The organism is Terasakiispira papahanaumokuakeensis (genome assembly GCF_001709345.1).
In the GTDB taxonomy this organism is placed as follows: domain Bacteria; phylum Pseudomonadota; class Gammaproteobacteria; order Pseudomonadales; family Halomonadaceae; genus Terasakiispira; species Terasakiispira papahanaumokuakeensis.
The window spans coordinates 2,089,847-2,110,960 of sequence record NZ_MDTQ01000001.1 but is presented as its reverse complement, the minus strand read 5'-3'; the positions used below and the strand labels follow the sequence as shown (position 1 = coordinate 2,110,960).

Annotated in this window: 18 protein-coding genes and 3 tRNA genes; 11 read left to right on the top strand and 10 right to left on the bottom strand. The window is 49.5% G+C overall.

The window, feature by feature from the left end; all coding sequences use genetic code 11:
• Positions 1-30 precede the first annotated feature (30 nt).
• From tusD to BFW38_RS18180, 4 genes are all read right to left on the bottom strand, one after another.
• The gene (tusD, locus tag BFW38_RS09205) at positions 31-426 is read right to left on the bottom strand and encodes a sulfurtransferase complex subunit TusD (RefSeq protein ID WP_069000346.1); all 396 of its coding nucleotides are present in this window, start codon (positions 424-426) and stop codon (positions 31-33) included.
• Positions 427-499: 73 nt separating this feature from the next.
• Positions 500-1,159, bottom strand: a complete 660-nt coding sequence (locus BFW38_RS09200) for a Bax inhibitor-1/YccA family protein (protein WP_068998123.1) — start codon at positions 1,157-1,159, stop codon at positions 500-502.
• A 333-nt stretch (positions 1,160-1,492) separates the two neighbouring features.
• Positions 1,493-3,121 (bottom strand): methyl-accepting chemotaxis protein, encoded by a 1,629-nt coding sequence (locus BFW38_RS09195; protein WP_068998121.1) that lies wholly within the window; start codon positions 3,119-3,121, stop codon positions 1,493-1,495.
• Between the two features lie 467 nt (positions 3,122-3,588).
• The gene (locus BFW38_RS18180; RefSeq protein ID WP_084004560.1) at positions 3,589-3,879 is read right to left on the bottom strand and encodes a YkgJ family cysteine cluster protein; all 291 of its coding nucleotides are present in this window, start codon (positions 3,877-3,879) and stop codon (positions 3,589-3,591) included.
• A gap of 165 nt (positions 3,880-4,044) precedes the next feature.
• On the opposite strand from BFW38_RS18180, the gene trhP reads away from it, so the two are divergent.
• Together trhP and BFW38_RS09185 are read left to right on the top strand one after the other, a co-directional pair.
• Complete coding sequence (gene trhP, locus BFW38_RS09190; RefSeq protein WP_068998118.1) at positions 4,045-5,409, top strand: prephenate-dependent tRNA uridine(34) hydroxylase TrhP; 1,365 nt, start codon at positions 4,045-4,047, stop codon at positions 5,407-5,409.
• A 120-nt stretch (positions 5,410-5,529) separates the two neighbouring features.
• Positions 5,530-6,447: a prenyltransferase gene (locus BFW38_RS09185; RefSeq protein ID WP_068998116.1), complete on the top strand. Its 918-nt coding sequence runs from the start codon at positions 5,530-5,532 to the stop codon at positions 6,445-6,447.
• Positions 6,448-6,676: 229 nt separating this feature from the next.
• On the opposite strand, the gene BFW38_RS09180 is transcribed toward BFW38_RS09185, so the two are convergent.
• A complete protein-coding gene (locus BFW38_RS09180; RefSeq protein ID WP_068998114.1) occupies positions 6,677-6,976 on the bottom strand; it encodes an H-NS family histone-like protein in 300 nt (99 codons plus the stop codon).
• A gap of 538 nt (positions 6,977-7,514) precedes the next feature.
• On the opposite strand from BFW38_RS09180, the gene BFW38_RS09175 reads away from it, so the two are divergent.
• The gene (locus BFW38_RS09175; RefSeq protein ID WP_218186397.1) at positions 7,515-8,078 is read left to right on the top strand and encodes a DJ-1 family glyoxalase III; all 564 of its coding nucleotides are present in this window, start codon (positions 7,515-7,517) and stop codon (positions 8,076-8,078) included.
• A gap of 114 nt (positions 8,079-8,192) precedes the next feature.
• Here BFW38_RS09175 and acnB read toward each other — a convergent pair whose 3' ends face one another.
• Positions 8,193-10,793 carry a bifunctional aconitate hydratase 2/2-methylisocitrate dehydratase gene (acnB, locus tag BFW38_RS09170; RefSeq protein ID WP_068998112.1) on the bottom strand — a complete coding sequence of 867 codons (2,601 nt, stop codon included), beginning with the start codon at positions 10,791-10,793 and terminating at the stop codon, positions 8,193-8,195.
• Between the two features lie 319 nt (positions 10,794-11,112).
• Between acnB and BFW38_RS09165 the strand changes: the two genes are divergently transcribed.
• The 3 genes from BFW38_RS09165 to sstT all read left to right on the top strand — a co-directional run bounded on the left by BFW38_RS09165 (position 11,113) and on the right by sstT (position 13,577).
• A complete protein-coding gene (locus BFW38_RS09165; protein ID WP_068998110.1) occupies positions 11,113-11,535 on the top strand; it encodes a DUF1289 domain-containing protein in 423 nt (140 codons plus the stop codon).
• Positions 11,536-11,560: 25 nt separating this feature from the next.
• Entirely contained in the window at positions 11,561-12,187 is a 627-nt protein-coding gene (locus tag BFW38_RS09160; RefSeq protein WP_068998109.1) for a MiaE family protein, read from the top strand.
• A gap of 160 nt (positions 12,188-12,347) precedes the next feature.
• Positions 12,348-13,577 carry a serine/threonine transporter SstT gene (gene sstT / locus BFW38_RS09155; protein WP_245686124.1) on the top strand — a complete coding sequence of 410 codons (1,230 nt, stop codon included), beginning with the start codon at positions 12,348-12,350 and terminating at the stop codon, positions 13,575-13,577.
• Between the two features lie 154 nt (positions 13,578-13,731).
• Here sstT and BFW38_RS09150 read toward each other — a convergent pair whose 3' ends face one another.
• Together BFW38_RS09150 and BFW38_RS09145 are read right to left on the bottom strand one after the other, a co-directional pair.
• A complete protein-coding gene (locus BFW38_RS09150; protein ID WP_068998108.1) occupies positions 13,732-14,469 on the bottom strand; it encodes a UDP-2,3-diacylglucosamine diphosphatase in 738 nt (245 codons plus the stop codon).
• A gap of 163 nt (positions 14,470-14,632) precedes the next feature.
• Entirely contained in the window at positions 14,633-15,136 is a 504-nt protein-coding gene (locus BFW38_RS09145) for a peptidylprolyl isomerase (protein WP_068998107.1), read from the bottom strand.
• 307 nt (positions 15,137-15,443) lie between these two features.
• Between BFW38_RS09145 and BFW38_RS09140 the strand changes: the two genes are divergently transcribed.
• Together BFW38_RS09140 and cysS are read left to right on the top strand one after the other, a co-directional pair.
• A complete protein-coding gene (locus tag BFW38_RS09140; RefSeq protein ID WP_068998104.1) occupies positions 15,444-17,126 on the top strand; it encodes a glutamine--tRNA ligase/YqeY domain fusion protein in 1,683 nt (560 codons plus the stop codon).
• 18 nt (positions 17,127-17,144) lie between these two features.
• Positions 17,145-18,533, top strand: a complete 1,389-nt coding sequence (gene cysS, locus BFW38_RS09135; RefSeq protein WP_175401020.1) for a cysteine--tRNA ligase — start codon at positions 17,145-17,147, stop codon at positions 18,531-18,533.
• Positions 18,534-18,635: 102 nt separating this feature from the next.
• Here cysS and mtnN read toward each other — a convergent pair whose 3' ends face one another.
• Together mtnN and folD are read right to left on the bottom strand one after the other, a co-directional pair.
• Entirely contained in the window at positions 18,636-19,337 is a 702-nt protein-coding gene (gene mtnN / locus BFW38_RS09130) for a 5'-methylthioadenosine/S-adenosylhomocysteine nucleosidase (RefSeq protein WP_068998101.1), read from the bottom strand.
• Positions 19,338-19,406: 69 nt separating this feature from the next.
• The gene (folD, locus tag BFW38_RS09125; protein WP_069000343.1) at positions 19,407-20,270 is read right to left on the bottom strand and encodes a bifunctional methylenetetrahydrofolate dehydrogenase/methenyltetrahydrofolate cyclohydrolase FolD; all 864 of its coding nucleotides are present in this window, start codon (positions 20,268-20,270) and stop codon (positions 19,407-19,409) included.
• A 355-nt stretch (positions 20,271-20,625) separates the two neighbouring features.
• Here folD and BFW38_RS09120 point away from each other — a divergent pair.
• The 3 genes from BFW38_RS09120 to BFW38_RS09110 all read left to right on the top strand — a co-directional run bounded on the left by BFW38_RS09120 (position 20,626) and on the right by BFW38_RS09110 (position 20,990).
• Positions 20,626-20,702, top strand: a tRNA-Pro gene (locus BFW38_RS09120).
• Between the two features lie 87 nt (positions 20,703-20,789).
• Positions 20,790-20,866: transfer RNA gene (locus BFW38_RS09115), tRNA-Arg, on the top strand.
• 48 nt (positions 20,867-20,914) lie between these two features.
• Positions 20,915-20,990 (top strand) — tRNA-His (locus BFW38_RS09110).
• Positions 20,991-21,114 lie beyond the last annotated feature (124 nt).

Below are 21,114 nucleotides of genomic sequence, written 5' to 3'. Positions count from 1 at the left end.
TGCCTGGGTCTGGCGATTCAGATCGATCACTTACGCTTGAAAGGTGATCGTTCGGTCGGCGACTTGTATACCTTCCGCCCATTGTCCCAAGCCGCTTAGAGAAAATCCTGAACGTAAATTATATTGCGTCAGGCCGTATCTTTTGGCTTCACTTTCATTAATGATTCCGCGACGCAGTGCTGCTGCAACACAGATTACAAGCTCGATATGTTCTGATTCAGCCAGTGTTTGCCATTGTTGGGGAATATGGGGCTCATCTTGAGGTGGGCAGGCTAGGGCTGAGCCAGTGTGAACACCATCGGCGTAGAAAAAAACGCGTACGATCGTATGGCCCTGGGCTAGGGCGGCTCGAGCGAAGCGTAGTGCAGAGTGTGGGGCTTGGCTCGTATAGGGTGCCCCCATTACATTAATGATAAAAGATGCCATAGCGTTGAAGTCCGTCGCATGCAAAAACGCCCCCGCAGGGGCGTTTTTTTGATCACTCACGACAATGTTGTCGTTAGTCGTTACTACCCATTCCCAACAAAGTTAACAAGCTCAGGAAGAGGTTATAAATTGCCACAAATAAGCTGATTGTGGCCAGAATATAGTTACGTTGTCCGCCATGTACGATCTGGCTGGTCTCAAACAGAATCGCTGCTGAAGCAAAGATCACAAAGCCAGCGCTGATGACGAGGTGCAGACCACTAATAAAGAAGCTAGCAATCATCCCCCCAAGCAATACAAAGAAGCCAATCATCAGGAATTTACCCAAGAAGCTGAAATCTTTCTTGGTAATCAGTGCGACTGCCGATAATCCGAAGAAGACCAGTGCGGTCATAGATAACGCCGTGGTGACGACATCTCCCATGCCTGCACCCAAATAGGCACTGATAATGGGGCCCAACGATAGACCCATAAAGCCAGTAAACGCAAAGACTGAGACTAAGCCCCAACCGCTATTAGAGAGTTTATGGGTGAGGAACATCAAACCATAAGCTCCGACTAAAAAGATGATCGGATGCATGGTTAGCCCTGTGGACATAGCGAAGAAAGCAGCCAAGCCACTAAACGCCAGTGTCATGCCTAGCAACCAGTAAGTATTGGTCAAGACCTTGCGGGCCTCACTGTCCATGACCCTGGAGCGGGTATCCGTCTGTGAGTTCACCTGATAGCGCATCCCGTCTACCTCCATTCATTGAATGCTAAAATGAGAACCTGATGATTAGGGGCACAATGCTTGTGTTTGCGGCTAATGTCTAGTGTTTTCAGCCAGCGTCATTCGCCCATCGCATTGTCCCTTACCAAGTCTCTCAGTGGAAGTATTCACTGCTATTGGCCACATTTGGCCATGCTGATGTTTGTACTCCACTTTAATGAGACAATATGGGGGCAGATTGATTCACTTAAAGAATATTTTGTTGGAGCGGTGAGGGCAGGGGGCCTTTTTTCAATCATTATGATGACACCCCCGCTCAATCTTCGAGTGTTCGACTCAATCAAGGTTAACGCATTATGACGTCAGCTTGAATCGTTTAACCTGTGTTGAAAGCTGTCCAGCGGCGTCTTTTAAATGATGGCTGGCTTCAGTAATCGTGCTTGCTGCATCTAATGCTTCTTCTGAGTTGCCATGAATTGATGTTAAATTACGATTGATTTCTTCAGCCACAGCCGACTGCTCTTCTGAGGCGGTGGCAATCTGTGCATTCATATCGTTAATGCGTTGCACTTCGTTGAGAATGTGCTGCAAGTCTTCGCCAGCGGACTCAACGACTTTGACGCTTCCTTTGGCCTGTTCTTGGCTCTGATGCATTTCTTCCACGACTGTTCGGGCGTGATCTTGGAGACGTTGGATCATTTCTTGAATTTGCCCAGTTGAACTTTGAGTTCTCTGAGCCAGTGATCTGACTTCATCGGCGACAACGGCAAATCCTCGGCCTGCCTCACCGGCTCGAGCCGCTTCAATCGCTGCATTCAGTGCTAGAAGATTGGTTTGTTCCGAGATATTCCGAATGACTTCGACCACTTGGTCAATTTCACTGGTCTGGTTTTCCAGGTCTCGCATAGCGGCATCGGCTCGGTTGACGCTGGCTTCCAGGTTTTGCATTGCATCAATACTGCGTCCCACATCGCGGTGTCCCAGCTCTGCTTGTTCGCTGGCATGATTCGCGGCGTCAGATGCATCGCTGGCATGTGAGGCCACTTCATGTACCGTGGCATTCATCTCATTCATCGCGGTAGCGACTTGATCCACTTCTTCAAATTGATGGCGCATCGCACTGCGAGTTTGTTCACTGCTAGCACTCAGGCTATCGGCTTCTTGCTGTAAATTGAGGCAAGCCTGTTGAATGTTATTCATGAGATCGGTGAGGTGGTTGGTCATTTGATCAACGCCACGAGAAAGTTCGCCAATCTCATCACGACGAGTCGCATGAGTTCTTTGGGTTAAATCGCCTTCTGCCACACGGCGTACCACGGTGAGAACGCGGTTAACAGAAAAGGTGATCGAACGAGTCAATGACCAAATAAGCCCCATGCTGATAATGAGCACGACAAGTGTTAGGCCTAATGATTTCAGAGCACTCTGCCAGAACAGATGGGTCACATCGCTGAGGAATACACCGCTACCAATGACCCAGCCCCATGGGGTGAACCCTTTAACATACGACACCTTATCTTGCGGAGTATCGAACTGTGGTCCGATATAGGTGTAGTCAACGAAGCCTTTACCCGTGCGTTTGACGGTGTCGATCATGGCTTGCCAGTGCAGTTTACCCGCCCCATCTTTTACGTGGCTCATATCCCGACCTTCCTGATCTGGCTTCATCGGGTGGAGCACCAACTTGGCTTGCATATCATTGATCCAGACATAGCCGTTATCGCCATAACGCAACACACGCAGCGCATCGAGTGCTCTTTGCTTGCTAACGTCTTCGCCCAGGGATTGGCGCTGCTCGTAATAGTGTTGTACAAGCGTATAAGCCGCTTCAACCTGCTCTCTGACTTTTGCTTTACGTGCATCCAACAGTTGGGTGTGTAGGCTGGATAGGGCACTCGCCTCGATCAAAATGACGCCCAGAAAAAGCCCAGACACCATTAAAATTAATTTAGTTCGAAGCTTCATGTTCTTTAGTGCCTGCATACCGGGCTCCTTGATCACGTGCAATCAATGTCTGAGTGATGATTCCGTTATTATGACGGTTTGTTTTGATGGCTTCTGTGGTTATTGAAAAATATCGAATAAATTATTGATGTGAATCAGGTGAGTCTTATGATGCTGAGCGCAACGCTTTTGAAGTGTGAGGCCTCATACCTGCTAGTTTCGCTTGAATACCGCGTTCAAATGTGTCTGTTTGTCATTAATAACCTTATCGCGTACCTGCTGACAATAATGTGATCTTATATTCAAAACTACTGATCAATTGGGTGCGAGTGGTGCTCTGTTCTACTTAACGCTTTGCTTGTTTTAAACTTTGTTCTGTAAAGATCTGCTTTCTCATTAATTGTCATTGCTGGTTAATTAGCTTGTTCTATCGGTTGGCCTTAAAAGATCAGTGCTCGCTATAAATAATAAAGCGCTTGGACTTATAGAGACTTCGGATCAGTTGTTTATCCAGGCATTGTCATCACTTCGAGTACTTGAATGGTATCGAGCGCTTGATCACGGTCTGAGCCACACACTGATAGGTCAAAATTAAAGTCACGACAGGTCTTCGGTCTTTCTGGCTGGCCAAAAATGGCACATTGCCACTGTACTGTAAGATGAATACAAGGCGTTCCAGCTGGTTTCCCTTCAGACATGCCCATAAAGGGGGTGTTAATTGAAGGGGCAATGCAGCAGGCGCCGCAGCCTGGGCGACAACGATGAGACTCTTGGGAGCGATTTTCGGAGATAGTCATAATCGATAATTGAGTCACTAAAAGAGTGGTTGTCAGGCAATCGGTTGTGGATACAAGTGATTAACCCCTTGGAGCGGGATGTGGGTATGCTAAAATACATCGATTCCGACCAAGTTAGTCAAGTATTGGTCGACCGACGTATTCAAGATATCAGGATTTTTCTGAATGAAAAGCCCCGAACTGCTGTCCCCGGCTGGTACTTTTGTCAATATGCGTTATGCCTTTGCTTATGGGGCTGATGCGGTCTATGCCGGACAACCGCGTTATTCGCTACGCGTTCGTAATAACGACTTTAAGTTGGAGAACTTGGCGCGAGGCATTGAATATGCCCATGCACGGGGAAAAAGTTTCCACGTGGCCAGTAATATCGCACCTCATAACCGCAAAGTGCGTACCTATCTTGATGATATGGCCCCTATTATTGAGATGAAGCCTGATGCCCTGATTATGTCTGATCCAGGGTTAATCATGATGGTTCGTGAACGTTGGCCTGATCAGGTCATTCACTTGTCGGTGCAGGCCAATGTCGTGAATTATGCGGCGGTGCGATTCTGGGAAAAAATGGGGTTAAGCCGCATTATCCTATCGCGTGAGCTCTCCATTGATGAGATTGCAGAGGTGCGACAGGAGTGCCCCGATATTGAGCTTGAAACCTTTGTTCACGGCGCCTTGTGTATCGCCTATTCTGGTCGCTGTCTGCTCTCAGGTTATTTTAACCACCGTGATCCTAATCAGGGCACTTGTACAAATGCCTGTCGTTGGAATTACAACACCATTCAGACCACGACTGATGATACTGGTGATCTGATTCCGACGGCTCAGGCCGATAGTAGTGGGGTTTGGACGCCGGGCAGCAAAGGCAGTCAAACTTCAGGGGGTACTGATGGTCAGGAAGAACTGTCAGCGTTGATCGAAGAAGCCAGTCGTCCAGGTGAGTATATGCCGATCTATGAAGATGAGCATGGTACTTACATTATGAACTCTAAAGACTTAAGGGCCGTTCAGCACGTGGCACGGTTGGCTGAGATTGGTGTCGATTCTCTCAAAATCGAGGGCCGAACCAAAAGTCCCTACTATGTGGCCAGAACGGCTCAAGCTTATCGTAAGGCTATTGATGATGCTGTTGCCGGGCGTCCGTTCGATATGGATCTCATGGATGCGTTAGAGAACTTAGCCAATCGGGGTTATACCGAAGGGTTTTATCGCCGCCACGTGCATGATGAGTATCAGAATTATGAGCGTGGGCACTCTGTCGGGGTTCATCAGCAGTTTGTGGGTGACGTGAAAGGGATGCCTAAAGATGGCTGGCTCGAAATTGAAGTGAAGAATAAGTTTGAGTTGGGTGATACGGTTGAGCTGATGACACCTGCGGGTAATCGTCGCTTTAAGTTGGATGCGATGGAAGGTCTTCAAGGTGAATCTCGTGACGTGGCACCTGGTTCAGGTCATGTGGTACGGATTCCCTGTCCGGGACACCAACTAAGTGATCATGAGGCTGAGTTCGCTTTGCTGATGCGTGACTTGAAGTGATTTGGTCACGCGGTATGTTCTGTCGTGGTGTCTAACCGCCTGAAATGAGACAATAAAGCCTGCAAATTATGCGGGCTTTTTTTCGCCTATCCTTTTAGATTTAGTTGACAGGAGTTCGGCATGTCGTCGACCGCCACCGAGTTAGCCCCCCAGTGGTCAACTGATAAGTACTCTTTTAAGCGCGCTTTGCGCCCTTTTTCCCTCGTTGTGGCCTTAATCAGTTGTGGGCTTGGACTTCTGCTCGGGTGGGCATTTCATCCTGAACCCTTTTGGCCCGCTTTGGTGGCGATGATGGCCAGTCTTTTGCTTCAGGCCGGGGTTAATTTGATTAATGATTACGGCGATCGAGAGCAGCTTGATAGTCGCTTTCCCCAAGTCACCCATGATGAGAAAACGCGTTTGGCGCAAACGATCCAATATAATTATTACATTGGATTAGTCTGTATTGTGGTGGGCGCTTTACTCGGTATCGGGCTCGTGATGGTGTCTGGTCCATGGCTGGTTTGGATCGGATTGTGCGGTGTGTTAGGGGCTTTGGGTTATGCTCAAGACCCTCTTGACCTTAAAGGGCGAGGGCTGGGATTGGTCGCCGTTTTCTGGTTGACGGGTATCTTGATGGTGGAGGGGGCTTACTATGTCATGGCAGGACATTTATCCCTTCATGTCTTATGGTTGTCTTTACCGATTAGCTGTCTGATGTCTCTTTTATTGTTGTCTAATGAGCTGCGTGATAGTGAGTATGATGCGATCGAAGGTCAGAAGACATTGACTGTTCGTATTGGCCGCCCGCGAGCCATAACCCTCTATAAAGCCCTTTCATTGTTACCTTTTGTGATCATGCTTTTGCTCTGGGCATTGGGAGAAGCGCCTTATGGATGGCTAACATGTCTTGCATTGTTTCTTATCCCTAATCTCTGGGGATATCTAACATTACCTGCGGGCCAGCGTCAGGGCCTACCGCCTCGCACCGGGCGTTTAATGGCTTCTTTTGGACTGCTGCAGATGGGCTCTGTTGTGTTGTCTACGTGGACGATTTAATCGCTGGTGAGCATGATATTCTTTGGCGTTATATCGGTTATCGGATTGGGCTGAGATAGGTGTCATGGTGTGACTTAAGGTGTAGGGGTGAGCCTGTTTGAGCCTGTCGTTGGCATTTTTAATAGTAAAAGGGCGGCTTGTTGCCACCCTTTTACTGTTGTTTATGCTAATTAAGCTTGTGCTTATCAGTCCTCTAACTACGGCTTGTTATTGACTATGGAATGTTGATTTAGTTGCCTTTTTTAGGTGGGCGCCCGCGGCGTTTTTTCTGCCCTAAGGCTTCGACTAAATCTTCTGCAGCAATGCCTTCTTTTTCCATCATTTTAGTGAGCTCTGCAAGCTTTTCTCGTCGCTTGAGCTCTTCTTCTTCACGTTGCTTTTCTTCTTCCATACGCTCGTCTAATACCAGTGTCATGGCATCACGCGCTTTTTCGAGCTCATCCAGCGTTAGGCGGCGAAGCACTGCCTTGAGTCGATTTTTATTACCGAAAACGGCATAAACTTCATCAAGCGAATCAGTCTGGCTCATGGTTTTTCTCCATTTGGGATCATGCGGAAATAGTTTGCTGTTGCTTTATTAGTGGTGTCCAGTGTCGCTTTTATCGCTTAGATGGACGGAGTTGTTTTGATAATATCGGGTTGTCTATGGTCAATATCAACTCAAATTAGCTTAATAATGAAAAATTCATTTGTGATGAACGTTTTGATGGTAGCAAAGTTTTTAGCGAAAATCTGATACAGAATCTGGGATTTTGTCAGTATTGTTGTCTATAGCGCTATGTTGTCATTTGATGTGTTCTGTAGTGGCTTTAATACAGAAGACATCTTTTGTCAGAGCATTGATCTAGACACTCTTTGTCAGCATGTTGGCTACTTTGATTGCGCTCAAAGCACTGTGCCCATGTATTCTATAAGTCTTGTACTTATTGGCCTTCTTGTCAGTCATTGGATCAATGATCGTTAATCAGGTTCAAAATGGAGTGGGTGTGTATCGTGATAAGCGCATCAAATGTGCTATTACACCACTGATATAATTGAGTTTTCGATTGATTCAAATAGGAGGCATTATGATGCAGGCTGAAGTTTTGCTGCTGATCGCCAATGGGTCAGAGGACTTAGAGTCAGTGACAATCATTGATGTATTAAGAAGGGCCAATATTCCGTTGTTGCTGACCAGTATTGAGGACAATGTTCAGGTCACTTGTGCTCGTGGTACTCGCATAGAGGCTGATATTTGCTTGGATGCACTTGATGATGCTGCTCAGTATCCGATGTTAGTGCTTCCTGGTGGCGTTGAGGGTGCAGAGCGTTTGGCCGCCTCTGTTCAGGTTCAACAGCGCGTTAAATATCAAGTGTCGACGGGGAGAGTGTTGGCGGCGATTTGTGCAGCACCGGCACTGGTACTGGGTGAGAAAGGCTTTCTATCTGGTAAGGCAGCGACTTGCTATCCCCGCTTTGCTGAGCGTTTGGGCGTGCCATGGCAAAATGCGGCGGTGGTTGAAGATGGCGCCTTGATTACGGCCCAAGGCCCCGGCTCAGCATTGGCCTTTGCATTAACGTTGGTGACCCGATTGCGTGATCATTACGAAGCCGAACGGATTGCCAGCGAGATGCTGGTGAGCTGGCCCTAGTGCTGAATAGATAAGTGATTAATAGATAAGTGATTAATAGAAAGTAGAAAGCCCCGCCGAAGCGGGGCTTGAAGCATGCACTGCTTTTAAGCAGTCGCTGTATCGATAGGCTTGTTAAGCTTCTTGCGCCACTGGGATGACCTGAGAAGCAGCCTTCTGAAACTCTTCGATTTGATCGAAGTTCAAATAACGGTAGACCTCATCCGCCATCGTGTTGATACCGTCAGCAATTTCTCGGTACTCAGCGGGTGTGGGTAGCTTGCCTTTGATGGCCGCAACCGCAGCGAGTTCAGCAGAGGCCAAGAATACATTGGCTCCATCGCCCAAGCGGTTCGGGAAGTTTCGGGTTGAAGTCGAAACAACCGTTGATTTAGAGGCCACTCGAGCCTGGTTCCCCATGCACAGTGAACAGCCAGGCATTTCCATGCGTGCTCCGGCTCGGCCGTAAATACCGTAGTAGCCTTCTTCGGTTAACTGATGCTGATCCATTTTGGTTGGCGGAGCCAGCCAGAGGCGTGTGGGTAAACTGCCTTTGTAATTTTCAAGGAGTTTGCCTGCCGCGCGGAAGTGACCAATATTGGTCATGCAAGAGCCGATAAAGACCTCATCAATGGTGGTGCCTGCCACATCAGACAGCAGTCGGGCATCATCCGGATCATTTGGGGCACACAGAATGGGCTCTTTGATCTGGTCAAGATCAATTTCGATCACTTCTGCATACTCGGCATCTTGATCTGCACGCATCAGGCTCGGGTTGGCCAGCCAGTCTTCCATCGCTTTTGCCCGACGCTCCAGTGTACGGGGATCGCCATAGCCATTGCTGATCATCCAGCGAAGCAGTGTGATGTTGGAGCGCAGGTATTCGGCAACCGAGTCTTCCGACAGCGTAATGGTACAGCCTGCGGCAGAGCGCTCGGCGGAGGCATCGGATAATTCGAATGCTTGCTCAACAGTCAAATCTTCCAAGCCTTCAATTTCCAGAATGCGGCCAGAGAACGCATTCTTTTTACCCGATTTCTCAACAGTGAGCAGGCCATCTTTGATGCCTTGATAAGGAATGGCGTGTACTAGGTCACGTAATGTGATACCCGGCTGACGCTTACCTTTAAAGCGTACTAAGATGGATTCAGGCATATCCAAAGGCATAACGCCTGTCGCGGCAGCAAATGCCACCAAGCCTGAACCTGCAGGGAATGAAATTCCCATCGGGAAGCGGGTGTGAGAATCGCCACCGGTGCCCACGGTATCAGGCAGCAGCATACGGTTCAGCCATGAGTGAATAATGCCATCGCCAGGACGTAGAGAAACGCCGCCACGGTTCATAATGAAATCGGGCAGAGTATGGTGCGTTTGTACGTCAACGGGCTTCGGATAGGCCGCTGTATGGCAGAAAGACTGCATGACCAGATCAGCTTGGAAGCCCAGGCATGCCAGATCCTTCAGCTCATCTCGAGTCATTGGGCCTGTGGTATCCTGAGAGCCCACTGTGGTCATTTTGGGTTCGCAGTACATGCCCGGGCGAACACCTTCCATACCGCAGGCTTTACCGACCATTTTCTGGGCCAGCGAGTAACCTTTGCCGCTATCGGCCGGTTGTTCCGGTGTACGGAACAGATCTGAAGGACCCATACCCATTTCGGCGCGTGCTTTTTCAGTCAACCCGCGGCCAATGATCAATGGAATACGGCCACCGGCGCGCACTTCGTCCAACAAGACCTGCGTTTTCAAACCGAACGTCGAGATGACGTCATCTGTGCCATGCTTGCAGACTTTGCCTTCATAGGGGTAAACATCAATGACGTCACCAATATTCAGGTTGTCGACCGGCATCTCAATGGGGAGTGCGCCGGCATCTTCCATGGTGTTGTAGAAGATCGGAGCAATTTTGCCGCCAAAGCAGAAGCCGCCTGCACGCTTGTTGGGGACATTCGGGATATCATCACCAAAGAACCACAACACTGAGTTGGTCGCAGATTTTCGAGAAGAGCCTGTGCCGACAACGTCTCCGACGTAAGCAACCGGGAAGCCTTTAGCTTTAACGTCTTCAATCTGTTTCAGCGGGCCCTTAACGCCAGCCTCTTCTGGCTGAATGCCGTCACGTTCCATTTTCAGCATGGCATTAGCATGCAATGGAATATCCGGGCGTGACCAAGCATCGGGTGCCGGTGATAGATCATCGGTATTGGTCTCACCGGGCACTTTGAAAACGGCTACGGTGACTTTTTCTGGGACTGCGGGCTTGTGTTGGAACCACTCACCTTCAGCCCAAGATTTCATGACGCCTTTGGCATGTTCATTGCCTTCTTTGGCCTTATCGGCCACGTCATGGAAAGCATCAAACATTAACAGCGTGTGCTTCAGTTGTTCCGCAGCAACTGGGGCGAGCTCGGAATGATCCAGCAGCTCAACCAAAGTGGCAATATTGTAGCCCCCTTGCATGGTGCCCAGCAGTTCAACGGCGTGCTTAGCATCGACCAACGGTGAGCTGGTTTCGCCTTTGGCAATTGCAGACAAAAAGCCTGCTTTGACATAGGCGGCTTCGTCGACGCCGGGGGGGATTCGATTGCTCAATAGATCGAGCAAGAACTCTTCCTCACCTGTCGGCGGGTTTTTCAAAAGTTCCACCAGCGCCGCAGCCTGGTCGGCGTCTAGAGGTTTGGGTGGGACGCCTTCTGCAGCGCGTTCCTCGACATGTTTGCGGTAAGCTTCAAGCACGGTAAGACCCTCATCTGTATCTGATGCCTTGATTCTTTTGCCCCGTTTTTAGACCAAAGAAGATCTTAATATGGGCATCAGTCAAGGCATTTTATGGATGCGTCGATCCTCAGAAAGCGCGGCCATTCTAGTTTAAAGTGTCAACAATGTTAAGTTGGGCCTTAGATTGAGCGCTAAAACTTTGGTCGGCTTTTGAGGTTAGGAAACGTGAGTCGGCGACGCTCACCCCTTTTCTTTTCTGCTAAGATACGCCGCCTGATCATCGTCAAATCACTGACCTTGAGGGGCAGTATAGTCATTATTAACCGGAGGTGAGATCGTGAAGTCGCCTTGTGTTGGGCTTTGTTCGACGACTTTTGGTGACCCTGTGTGTCGTGGCTGTAAACGCTATCAGGAAGAGGTGCTGCGCTGGAACTTAATGTCTGAAGCGTCACGCGAAGCGGTGTGGCAAAGATTGTGGGCGAGGCAGATGGCCATTGTTGATGAATATCTAGTGATTCGTGAACCTCAAGTGTTGCAGGAACAGTTGGTAAAACACAGCGTTCGTTCGCATGCCATGGCCCCTCTAGAGGTTAAAGTCATGGATCTGTTACGTGTAGGGTGTCAGAAAATGCGTGACTTGTCCGCTTATGGCTTAGAGCTGAAGCCTGTTCATCAAGGCCTGAGTATCGTTCAGTTATTTAACGCGATGAATCAACGTTTGTATGCTGATGCAGTCGAGGCTTGGGAACTCGGGCTGTAACGCTTAACCATCAGGAATCTTGTTAATGTCTCATGATATTCAGCCGCCAGCTATTCCGGAAATACAACAGTTTTTACGTTGTGCTACACCTCAAGCCTGGGTGGAGGCGGCATTATCTCAACTCGATATTTTGTTGATTGATCATGCGCAGTGCGAGAAAAAAGCAGCCTCTACGGCCATGAGTTTGTTGTATCGGCATGTGGATCGGCCGGAACTGCTTAAAAAAATGTCTCAATTGGCTCGGGAAGAGCTTTTGCATTTTGAGCAGGTCGTCAATTTGCTTGAAGAACGATCCATTCCTTATGAGCCCTTGACTGCGGCACGCTATGCTGAGCAGCTGCGCCAGCCCGTACGTCAACAAGAACCAGAGCGTTTGATCGATATTTTAATTGTTGGGGCGATTATCGAGGCGCGCTCTTGTGAGCGGTTTGTGGCCTTAATCCCTCATTTGGATGAACCTTTGGCCCGATATTACCGCTCTTTGGTGAAGTCTGAGGCGCGCCATTTCGAAGATTATTTATCCCTCGCTCGGCTTTATAGTCATGAGCCGATTGAGCCGCGTCTCGATTGTTTTTTAACGCTGGAGCAGCAATTGATTGAGTCGCCTGATTCCCAGTTTAGATTTCACTCAGGTGTTCCCATTGCCGCATAAAGAAATCAATTTAATGGTTATTTAGAAGGATAATTTGTCGTTAATGGGTGTTTGTTGCTGTTTTTTTCGCTAAAATTTTGCGCCTTTAGCATGCTTTCGCCGGGGTGTTATTTGATAATGCTCTGAATGATTCACCGTAATAGCAACTGATAGGCGCTCCATGCAACAGCCCATCGCAATGCCCGGGAATTGGGTATATCAAAAAACTGGATTGACACTAGTTCGTCAAATCATTGTTGCACTGATTTTGGGAATATTGATCGGTGCTTTTATACCCAGTGTCGCCACTCATCTTGCCCTCCTGGGTTCCCTGTTCGTTAAAGCGTTAAAAGCCGTAGCGCCAGTGCTTGTATTTGTTCTGGTTGCGGCTTCCATTGCGAATCAAAACCGTGATCGCCGATCAGGCATGCAGCCTGTGGTTGGCCTTTATTTGGTTGGCACTTTGGCTGCGGCATTAACTGCCGTTGTGCTGAGTTTTGCCTTCCCCAGTAGTTTGGTTTTGCATACTCAAGAAGTATCTGTTGCTCCCCCAAAAGGGGTGGGTGAGGTCTTAAGCGGTATTTTATTCCAAGCCGTGGATAATCCTGTTCACGCGTTGATGACGGGCAACTTCATTGGCATCCTGGCCTGGGCGATTGGGTTGGGTTGGGCAATGCACCATGCGACTGATGCCACCAAACAGGTTTTTAGTGACTTGTCTGATGCCGTGTCTCATGTGGTGAAATTGGTGATTTCCCTTGCGCCGCTTGGTGTGTTGGGGTTGGTGGCCAATGTGGTCGCAACCACCGGTTTTGAGGCGCTATGGGGCTATGCTCACTTGCTCGGCGTACTGTTGGCCGCAATGTTGGTCATGGCGTTGGTGATCAATCCCGTTATTGTGTGGTGGAAGACTCGATCTAATCCTTATCCCTTGGTTTGGACTTGTTTGCGTGAAAGCGGTGTCACGGCTTTCTTTACGCGGAGTTCTGCTGCGAATGTGCCGGTCAATATGAGCCTGTGCGATAAGCTCGGTGTCGATAAAGACCTGTACTCGGTTTCTATTCCGCTTGGGGCGACGATTAATATGTCGGGGGCGGCGATCACGATTACGGTATTAACATTGGCCGCGGCTCACACCCTTGGTGTGACGGTTGATTTGCCTACGGCCGTCTTATTGAGCGTCGTGGCTGCATTGTCGGCTTGTGGCGCTTCTGGAGTGGCCGGTGGTTCTCTCTTACTCATCCCACTGGCTTGTGGGCTCTTCGGCATCTCTGATGATATTGCGATGCAGGTGGTCGGCGTTGGATTTATTATCGGCGTAATTCAGGATTCAGCCGAAACCGCATTGAATAGCTCTACTGATGTGGTGTTCACCACTGCGGTGAGCCGCTCTCGTGCCTTGAGCAAATAGCACTTATCAACTTAGGCGATTCAATATAAAAGCGGCCTGGGGTATGGTTTTGATGACCTCCCAGGCCGTTTTTTATCAGCATCAAAGTAAGCTGGTGAGTCGATTGTCGATGTGTTCGACTGGCGCTCCCTTCAGTTACGGCGTTCGGTGGAGTTTAGGCCGTTGTTGAGAGCGGGAACGCTTCTAGTGCCCACTGGTGCTCAGTGGCGGTGATTTTCCATCCCTGTGTTTCAGACCAATCGCCCAAGACCCAGCGTTTGGCTGGCGCTTGATTAACGACTAAATCATGGACTGCTGGTCGATGGGTATGGCCATGAATCAATTGTTGGACGCCATGCTGTTCCATGACACGGACCACTTCTTCCTCTGTGACATCCATGATGTCATCGGCTTTCATGCTATTGCCTTGTTGGCTTTCGCTGCGGATCGACTGAGCTAGGGCAAGGCGTTCTTCCACACTTTTTGCCAGGATTTGCTGTTGCCAAGCGGGATTCCGTACCATTTGGCGAAATTGCATATAGCCTGTATCCGCCGTGCAGAGGCTGTCGCCATGCATCAACAGGGTGCGAGTCCCATAAAGGTCAATCACAGTGGGATCTGCTAATAATGTAATGCCCGTTTTTTCCGCGAAGGTATTGCCGATTAAAAAGTCTCGGTTGCCATGCATGAAATAGACGGGTGTGCCTTGCTCAGTCAGATTCTTCAGCGCTTGCATGATGTGGGTTTCGAATTCGGTCTGAAAATCGTCACCAATCCAGAATTCGAAAAAGTCACCTAAGATATATAGGGCCTCTGCATGGGCCGCCTGGTGTTGTAAAAAATGGATGAAACCATGGGCCATGGCAGGGTGCCGGGCCTGTAAATGAAGGTCAGATATGAACAGTGTACTCATGCCAGGGGTCCCCAAAAGGGCTCACGGGGAGCCCTTAATGATTGGTCTGTCTATTGCGGCGTGCTTGTCGATGGCGTCATTGGACGATACTGCTTCGACATCGAATGCTTATGATGGCGCTTATAGGCTATACTTTAGCGCCTGAAGTCTTTCGAAAGCAGGCTTATTCTTCGACAATTTCGACACGTTCAATCAGTACGTCTTCTGCTGGGACGTCCTGGTGGGGAAAGCGTGAGGTGGTTTTGACCCCTTTGATTTGATTGACGGTATCCATGCCTTCGATGACTTCTCCAAAGACACAATAGCCCCATCCTTGTACGCTTTTGCTGGTATGGTTCAGGAAGCTATTGTCGCTGACGTTGATGAAAAATTGGGCCGTTGCGGAATGGGGGTCTTGGGTACGTGCCATAGCCACCGTACCTGTTGTATTCTTCAGGCCGTTATCGGCTTCATTTTCAATAGGGTCAAGTGTGGGTTTTTGGTTGAATTCAGCATCGAATCCGCCGCCTTGAACCATAAAGCCATCAATCACGCGATGGAATAACGTGCCGTCATAGTGGCCATTCTTGGCGTATTCAAGAAAGTTTGCCACGGTTTTGGGGGCTTTTTCCTCGTTGAGCTTTAAGGTAATGGGACCGTAAGTGGTGTGCAGGATAACTGTGGCCACTGGAAACTCCTGAATATGTCGATTAATAGTGATCGTGTGACACGCAATGCTTAATGTTCTAGGCGTAAGCTGAATAATCAGAGTGCGTGCTGCGATCATTGTAAGCATAACCGGGCTTTATGTGGGCCTGGTTGCTATGAAAAAGGCCAATCCGATCTAGATTGGCCAATGGCCGCAAGTAGGCGGCATTAGGTATAATAATCTCTTTGACGGACACGACCAACCTTAGAGCCTTTGTCGGCACTTAAGTGTCGTGCTCTTCGGGCAGTGCGTCTTGCCCAGCAATTCAAGCGAAGAAGCGAGTGATATGAGCCAAGCCGAAGCTGTCAGTGCACCTAATTTCATCCGTAACCAGATCTCTGAAGAGTTGCAACAGGGGCGGGAAGGGAAAATTGTGACGCGTTTTCCGCCAGAGCCGAATGGGTTTCTCCATATCGGCCATGCCAAAAGTATCTGCTTGAACTTTGGCCTGGCAGAGCAGTTTGGGGGTGACTGCCATTTGCGTTTTGATGATACAAACCCTGCCAAGGAAGAGCAGCAATATATTGATGCCATCAAAGAAGACATTCAGTGGCTGGGTTATGAGTGGGCCGGTGATATCCGTTATGCCTCAGACTATTTTGATCAGTTGCACGCTTGGGCGGTTGAGCTGATTAAAGCGGGTAAGGCCTATGTGTGTGAGCTTAATCCCGAACAAATGCGTGAATACCGCGGCACCTTAACGGAAGCCGGTCGGCCCAGTCCGTATCGTGAGCGCACTGTTGAAGAAAATCTTGATCAGTTCGAGCGTATGCGCCAAGGCGAGTTTCCTGATGGTGCCAAGGTGTTGCGTGCCAAAATTGATATGGCTGCACCGAATATTAATTTACGCGACCCGATCTTATATCGTATTCGGCATGTGCATCATCACCAGACGGGGGATAAGTGGTGTTTGTACCCCAGCTATGACTTTACGCACGGCCAGTCAGATGCGATTGAGGGCGTCACCCATTCGGTCTGCACTCTTGAATTTGAAGACCACCGGCCTTTGTATGAATGGTTTTTGAATAACCTTCCGGTACCGGCTAAGCCTCGTCAGATTGAATTTGCGCGGCTGAACCTTAATTACACCGTCACTTCTAAGCGAAAGCTGAAGTTGCTGGTTGACCAAGGCATTGTGGAGGGGTGGGATGATCCGCGCATGCCCACATTGGCCGGTATGCGTCGACGGGGTTATACCCCGGCATCTATTCGCAATTTCTGCGACATGATTGGGGTGACGCGAGCCAATGGGGTCGTGGATATTGCCATGCTGTATTCGGCGATTCGGCGTGACCTGGAAGAAAATGCTGTGCGTGCGATGTGTGTTTTGAAGCCCATTAAAATCGTACTGACCAATTGGGATGAAGGGCGTGTTGAAGGGTTGAGAGCCCCTGGACATCCTGCGCGCGATGATTTTCGTGAACGCGAGCTGCCTTTTACCCGAGAGCTTTGGATTGATGCTGATGACTTTATGGAAGAACCACCGAAGAAATTCTTCCGTTTGGCGCCAGGCCAAGAAGTGCGTTTGCGTAATGCCTATGTGATCAAGTGTGAAGAGGTCATTAAAGATGACCAGGGAGAGCTCGTTGAGCTCCGTTGCACGGTCGATCACGATACTTTGGGTAAAAACCCAGAAGGGCGCAAGGTGAAAGGTGTGATTCACTGGGTGAGCGCTGAACATGCGGTACCTGTTGAGGTTCGTCTCTACGATAACCTCTTCCTGGAAGAAGCACCGGATGCGGATAAAGATAAGGATTTTCTGGAGCATCTGAACCCTGAATCTTTGCAAGTGGTTCAAGGCTATGGGGAACCGGCGTTAGCGGAAGCTCATCCGGAAGCGCATTATCAGTTTGAACGCGTGGGTTATTTCTGTGCAGACCGTCACCTCAGTGATACTGAACGCCTTGTCTTTAACCGCACGGTTGGATTGAAAGACTCGTGGGCTAAAATTCAGAAGAAAGGCAGCTGAGGTATGAGTGAGCATGCACTGAAAATTTATAGCACCTTGTCGCGGGAAAAGGCACCTTTCAAGCCTTTGACCCCTGGACAAGTTAAAATGTATGTCTGCGGTGTGACGGTTTATGATTATTGTCACATCGGCCACGCTCGAGTCATGGTGGCCTTTGATGTGATTAGCCGTTATCTACGAGAGTGCGGTTATCAAGTCACTTATGTGCGCAATATCACTGATATTGATGACAAAATCATTCGCCGCGCTCATGACAATGGTGAGCCTATCGAAGCGCTGACTTCGCGCATGATTGAGGCTATGCACGAAGACGAGCGGCGTTTAGGCGTGCTACCCCCAGATCAAGAGCCGCGGGCAACTGCGCATATCGATGACATTGTTGCGATGGTTCAGACGCTGGTGGATAAGGGATATGCCTATCCAGCGTCTAATGGCGATGTTTATTATCGAGTGCGTCGTTTTGAGGGGTATGGCAAGCTCACAAATCGTCAGTTGGATGACCTGCAAGCAGGTGCCCGGGTTGAAGTCGATGAGTTAAAGGAAGACCCGCTGGATTTTGTGCTCTGGAAAGGGGCAAAGCCTGGAGAAGTGGCCTGGGCCTCTCCCTGGGGGGAAGGGCGCCCTGGGTGGCATATTGAATGTTCTGCGATGTCAACTTGCTGTCTTGGTAATACTTTCGATATTCATGGTGGTGGGCCTGATTTACCTTTTCCCCATCATGAAAATGAAATTGCCCAAAGTGAAGCGGCGACGGGCCAGGCTTATGCCAATATCTGGATGCATGCAGGAGCGGTTCGGGTTGATAAGGAAAAAATGTCTAAGTCATTAGGCAACTTCTTTACCATTCGTGAAGTGCTTGAGCAGCATGATCCTGAAGTCGTGCGTTATCTATTGGTTGCCAGTCACTATCGGTCATCGATTAATTATGCCGCAACCGCTTTGGATGAAGCTCGCAAATCCTTAGAGCGTTTTTATAACGCCTTAGCCCAATTGGAAGGTATTGAGTGTGAGTCCTTGCCTGCTGAACCTAAGTGGCGCAATCGCTTTATGGCGGCAATGGATGATGACTTTAATACGCCAGAGGCTCTGGCTGTCTTGTTTGAGCTTGTGCGGCAGCTTAATGCTCACTGTAAACAGAGTGAATGGGCCGCGGCTAAAGGGCTTGCGACTGAATTAGTCTCTCTTGCTGAAATCCTAGGGTTATTGCAGCAGTCGCCCCAGGCTTTCTTGCAGCAGGGAGAGTCTTTAGATGTCGATGAGGCGCGTATTGAGGCTTTGATTGCTGAGCGTGCTGAAGCGAAAAAGGCCAAAAACTTCGCCCGAGCAGACGAGATTAGAGATCAGCTGGCCGCTGAAGGTGTGGTATTGAAAGATAGTCGTGAAGGCACGCGGTGGTCTTTGGCTTGATTTGACGGCCATTGATCTGCAAAAAAACCGCATCAATGTTGATGCGGTTTTTTTATTGCTCACTTGAAGACTTTAAGCTTGGCGAGCGGCCTATTTATGGCGCTAGTCTCGCAGCTCGCCTAATAATGCCTCCACCATTAAGGTGCTCTGCACGGCCGCTTTTTCTAAGAACTCAGGAAAACTGATAGGCGATTCCTTGCCTGCAATATCTGATAGCGCTCGTGTGACGACAAACGGTGTGTGATAGCGGTAGCAGATTTGTGCAATAGCCGCAGCTTCCATTTCCAAAGCGAGTAGGGCGGGGAAGCGTGATTTGACGGCCATGATGCGCTCGGGGTCGGCCATAAAGCTGTCGCCGCTGGCAATCAGCCCATGGTGGACTCGTGCTTCACCAAGTGTTGCGATCGCCCTTTCTACCACCTTGCAGAGGGATGGATCGGCAGGATAGGTGGCTGGCATTTGTGGGATTTGGCCATAGACATAGCCGAAGGCAGTGGCATCGGCATCATGATGGCAGACCTCTGTTGAGATGACGATGTCGCCGATCTCTAACTGCTCGCCTACGCCACCTGCTGAGCCTGTATTGATAACGGCGTCCGGTTGATAAAGTTCCAACAGTAAAGCTGTTGCCATCGCGGCGTTGACTTTGCCAATGCCTGATTGAAGCAAAACGATCGCTTGTCCGTTCAGTGTGCCGATATGAAATAGAGCACCTCCGTGACGCTGAGTCCGAGGGTTTTCCATTTTCTTTAACATGAGTGCCACTTCTTCTTCCATGGCACCAATGATTCCAACAAGTCGCATAATGATTATCCTATTCAGCCTGCCTTCTAGCTCTGATGGCTGGTGGGTATTCGTCTAAGCAGGCATCAATCAGCGCTTACTCGCTTCATGATGCTGGCAGGCTTGTAGCGTATTTTGTAGTAGAGAAGCGCGAGTCATTGGGCCGACTCCTCCTGGAACGGGGGTGATCCAGGCGGCACGTTCGGCGGCAGTAGAAAAGTCGACATCTCCCACTAACGTGCCGTTTTCAAGGCGATTTATGCCGACATCAATCACGATGGCGCCTGGTTTGATCCATTCGCCACGAACCAGTCCGGGTTTGCCTACTCCGACAACAACTAAATCCGCTTGCTCGACCTCAGCTTGTAAATCCTGAGTAAACCGGTGAGTGACCGTGATCGTGCAGCCTGCCAGTAGCAGTTCTAATGCCATCGGTCGGCCGACAATATTCGATGCGCCAACGATTGTCGCTTTGAGGCCTTTTAAATTCACTGGTAGCTGATGCAGGAGTGTCATGATGCCCATGGGCGTGCAAGGGCGCAGGAGCGGCATCCGTTGGGCTAGGCGGCCAATGTTGTAGGGGTGGAAGCCGTCGACATCTTTGTCAGCCCGAATGCGTTCAAGCAAGGGGGCCGCATCGAGGTGTTTTGGCAGTGGCAGTTGTAACAAAATGCCATCCACCTCGTCGTCATCATTAAGCTGGTCGATCAGTGATTCGAGTGCTTCCTGAGTGATGTCAGATTCTGGAGTATAAGAGAAAGAGCGAATGCCGACCTGTTCACAGTCATTGTGCTTGGCTTTGACGTAGACTTGGGAGGCGGGATCGTCTCCTACTAGAATGACGGCCAGTCCAGGGAGGCGTTGACCGGCAGCCTTGCGGGCTTCGATCTGTTGAGTAATATCCTGGCGGATATCCGCGGCAGCTTGCTTGCCATCAATCAGCTGGGCGTTCATGGGCGGCAAATTTCCTTCATTAATTCGGGTATGGGCTTGTTTCTGGCTGATGCGAGATGCATTAATTTCATAGGGCAATGCTTTGAGGCTGGTTTGAGCCTGTGTCACCAGGTTAGCAATGCCTCGATTTAATGTGACAGGTTTCAATCATCACCCTGCCAGTTTCAATGACCTGTCTATTGTCGCATGCGCGTAGAATCCGGCAAAGTCCCATTGCGTGATCTTCTTTAGCAGGCTAAGACGCTGAGCCATCAGTAAAAAAATTAAAATAGGGGGTTGACGCCGCAAGAAGGATCTATATAATGCGCATCTCGTTGAGGACGTAACCACACAGCCCTTGGCTGATGTCGATTATCGGGGTATAGCGCAGTCTGGTAGCGCGCCTGCTTTGGGAGCAGGATGTCGGGGGTTCGAATCCCTCTACCCCGACCACTGATTTCAGTGATCGGTAAGTTGCTGATAAAACGTGAAATTTTGCTAATTTCGGGTTGACAGCATAAAGGATGGGGCATATCATAAGCGCCCATAGCTCAACCGGATAGAGCAACGGCCTTCTAAGCCGTGGGTTGCAGGTTCAAGTCCTGCTGGGCGCGCCAATTATTTGGCGGTGATGCAGGGTTGAGTGCAACGAAAAGAACGTAGTGGTGGGTGTAGCTCAGTTGGTAGAGCCCCGGATTGTGACTCCGGTGGTCGTGGGTTCAAGTCCCATCATCCACCCCAGTCGTTCACGCTAAAATAAGCCCTTCAGGGGCTTTTTTTGTATCTTGTGATTCCTTCCTTTCTCTGTTTAAGCCTGTAAACCGCGATCATTAGGCGGTTCTGTGCTTGCTGCCTTGATTGCAAC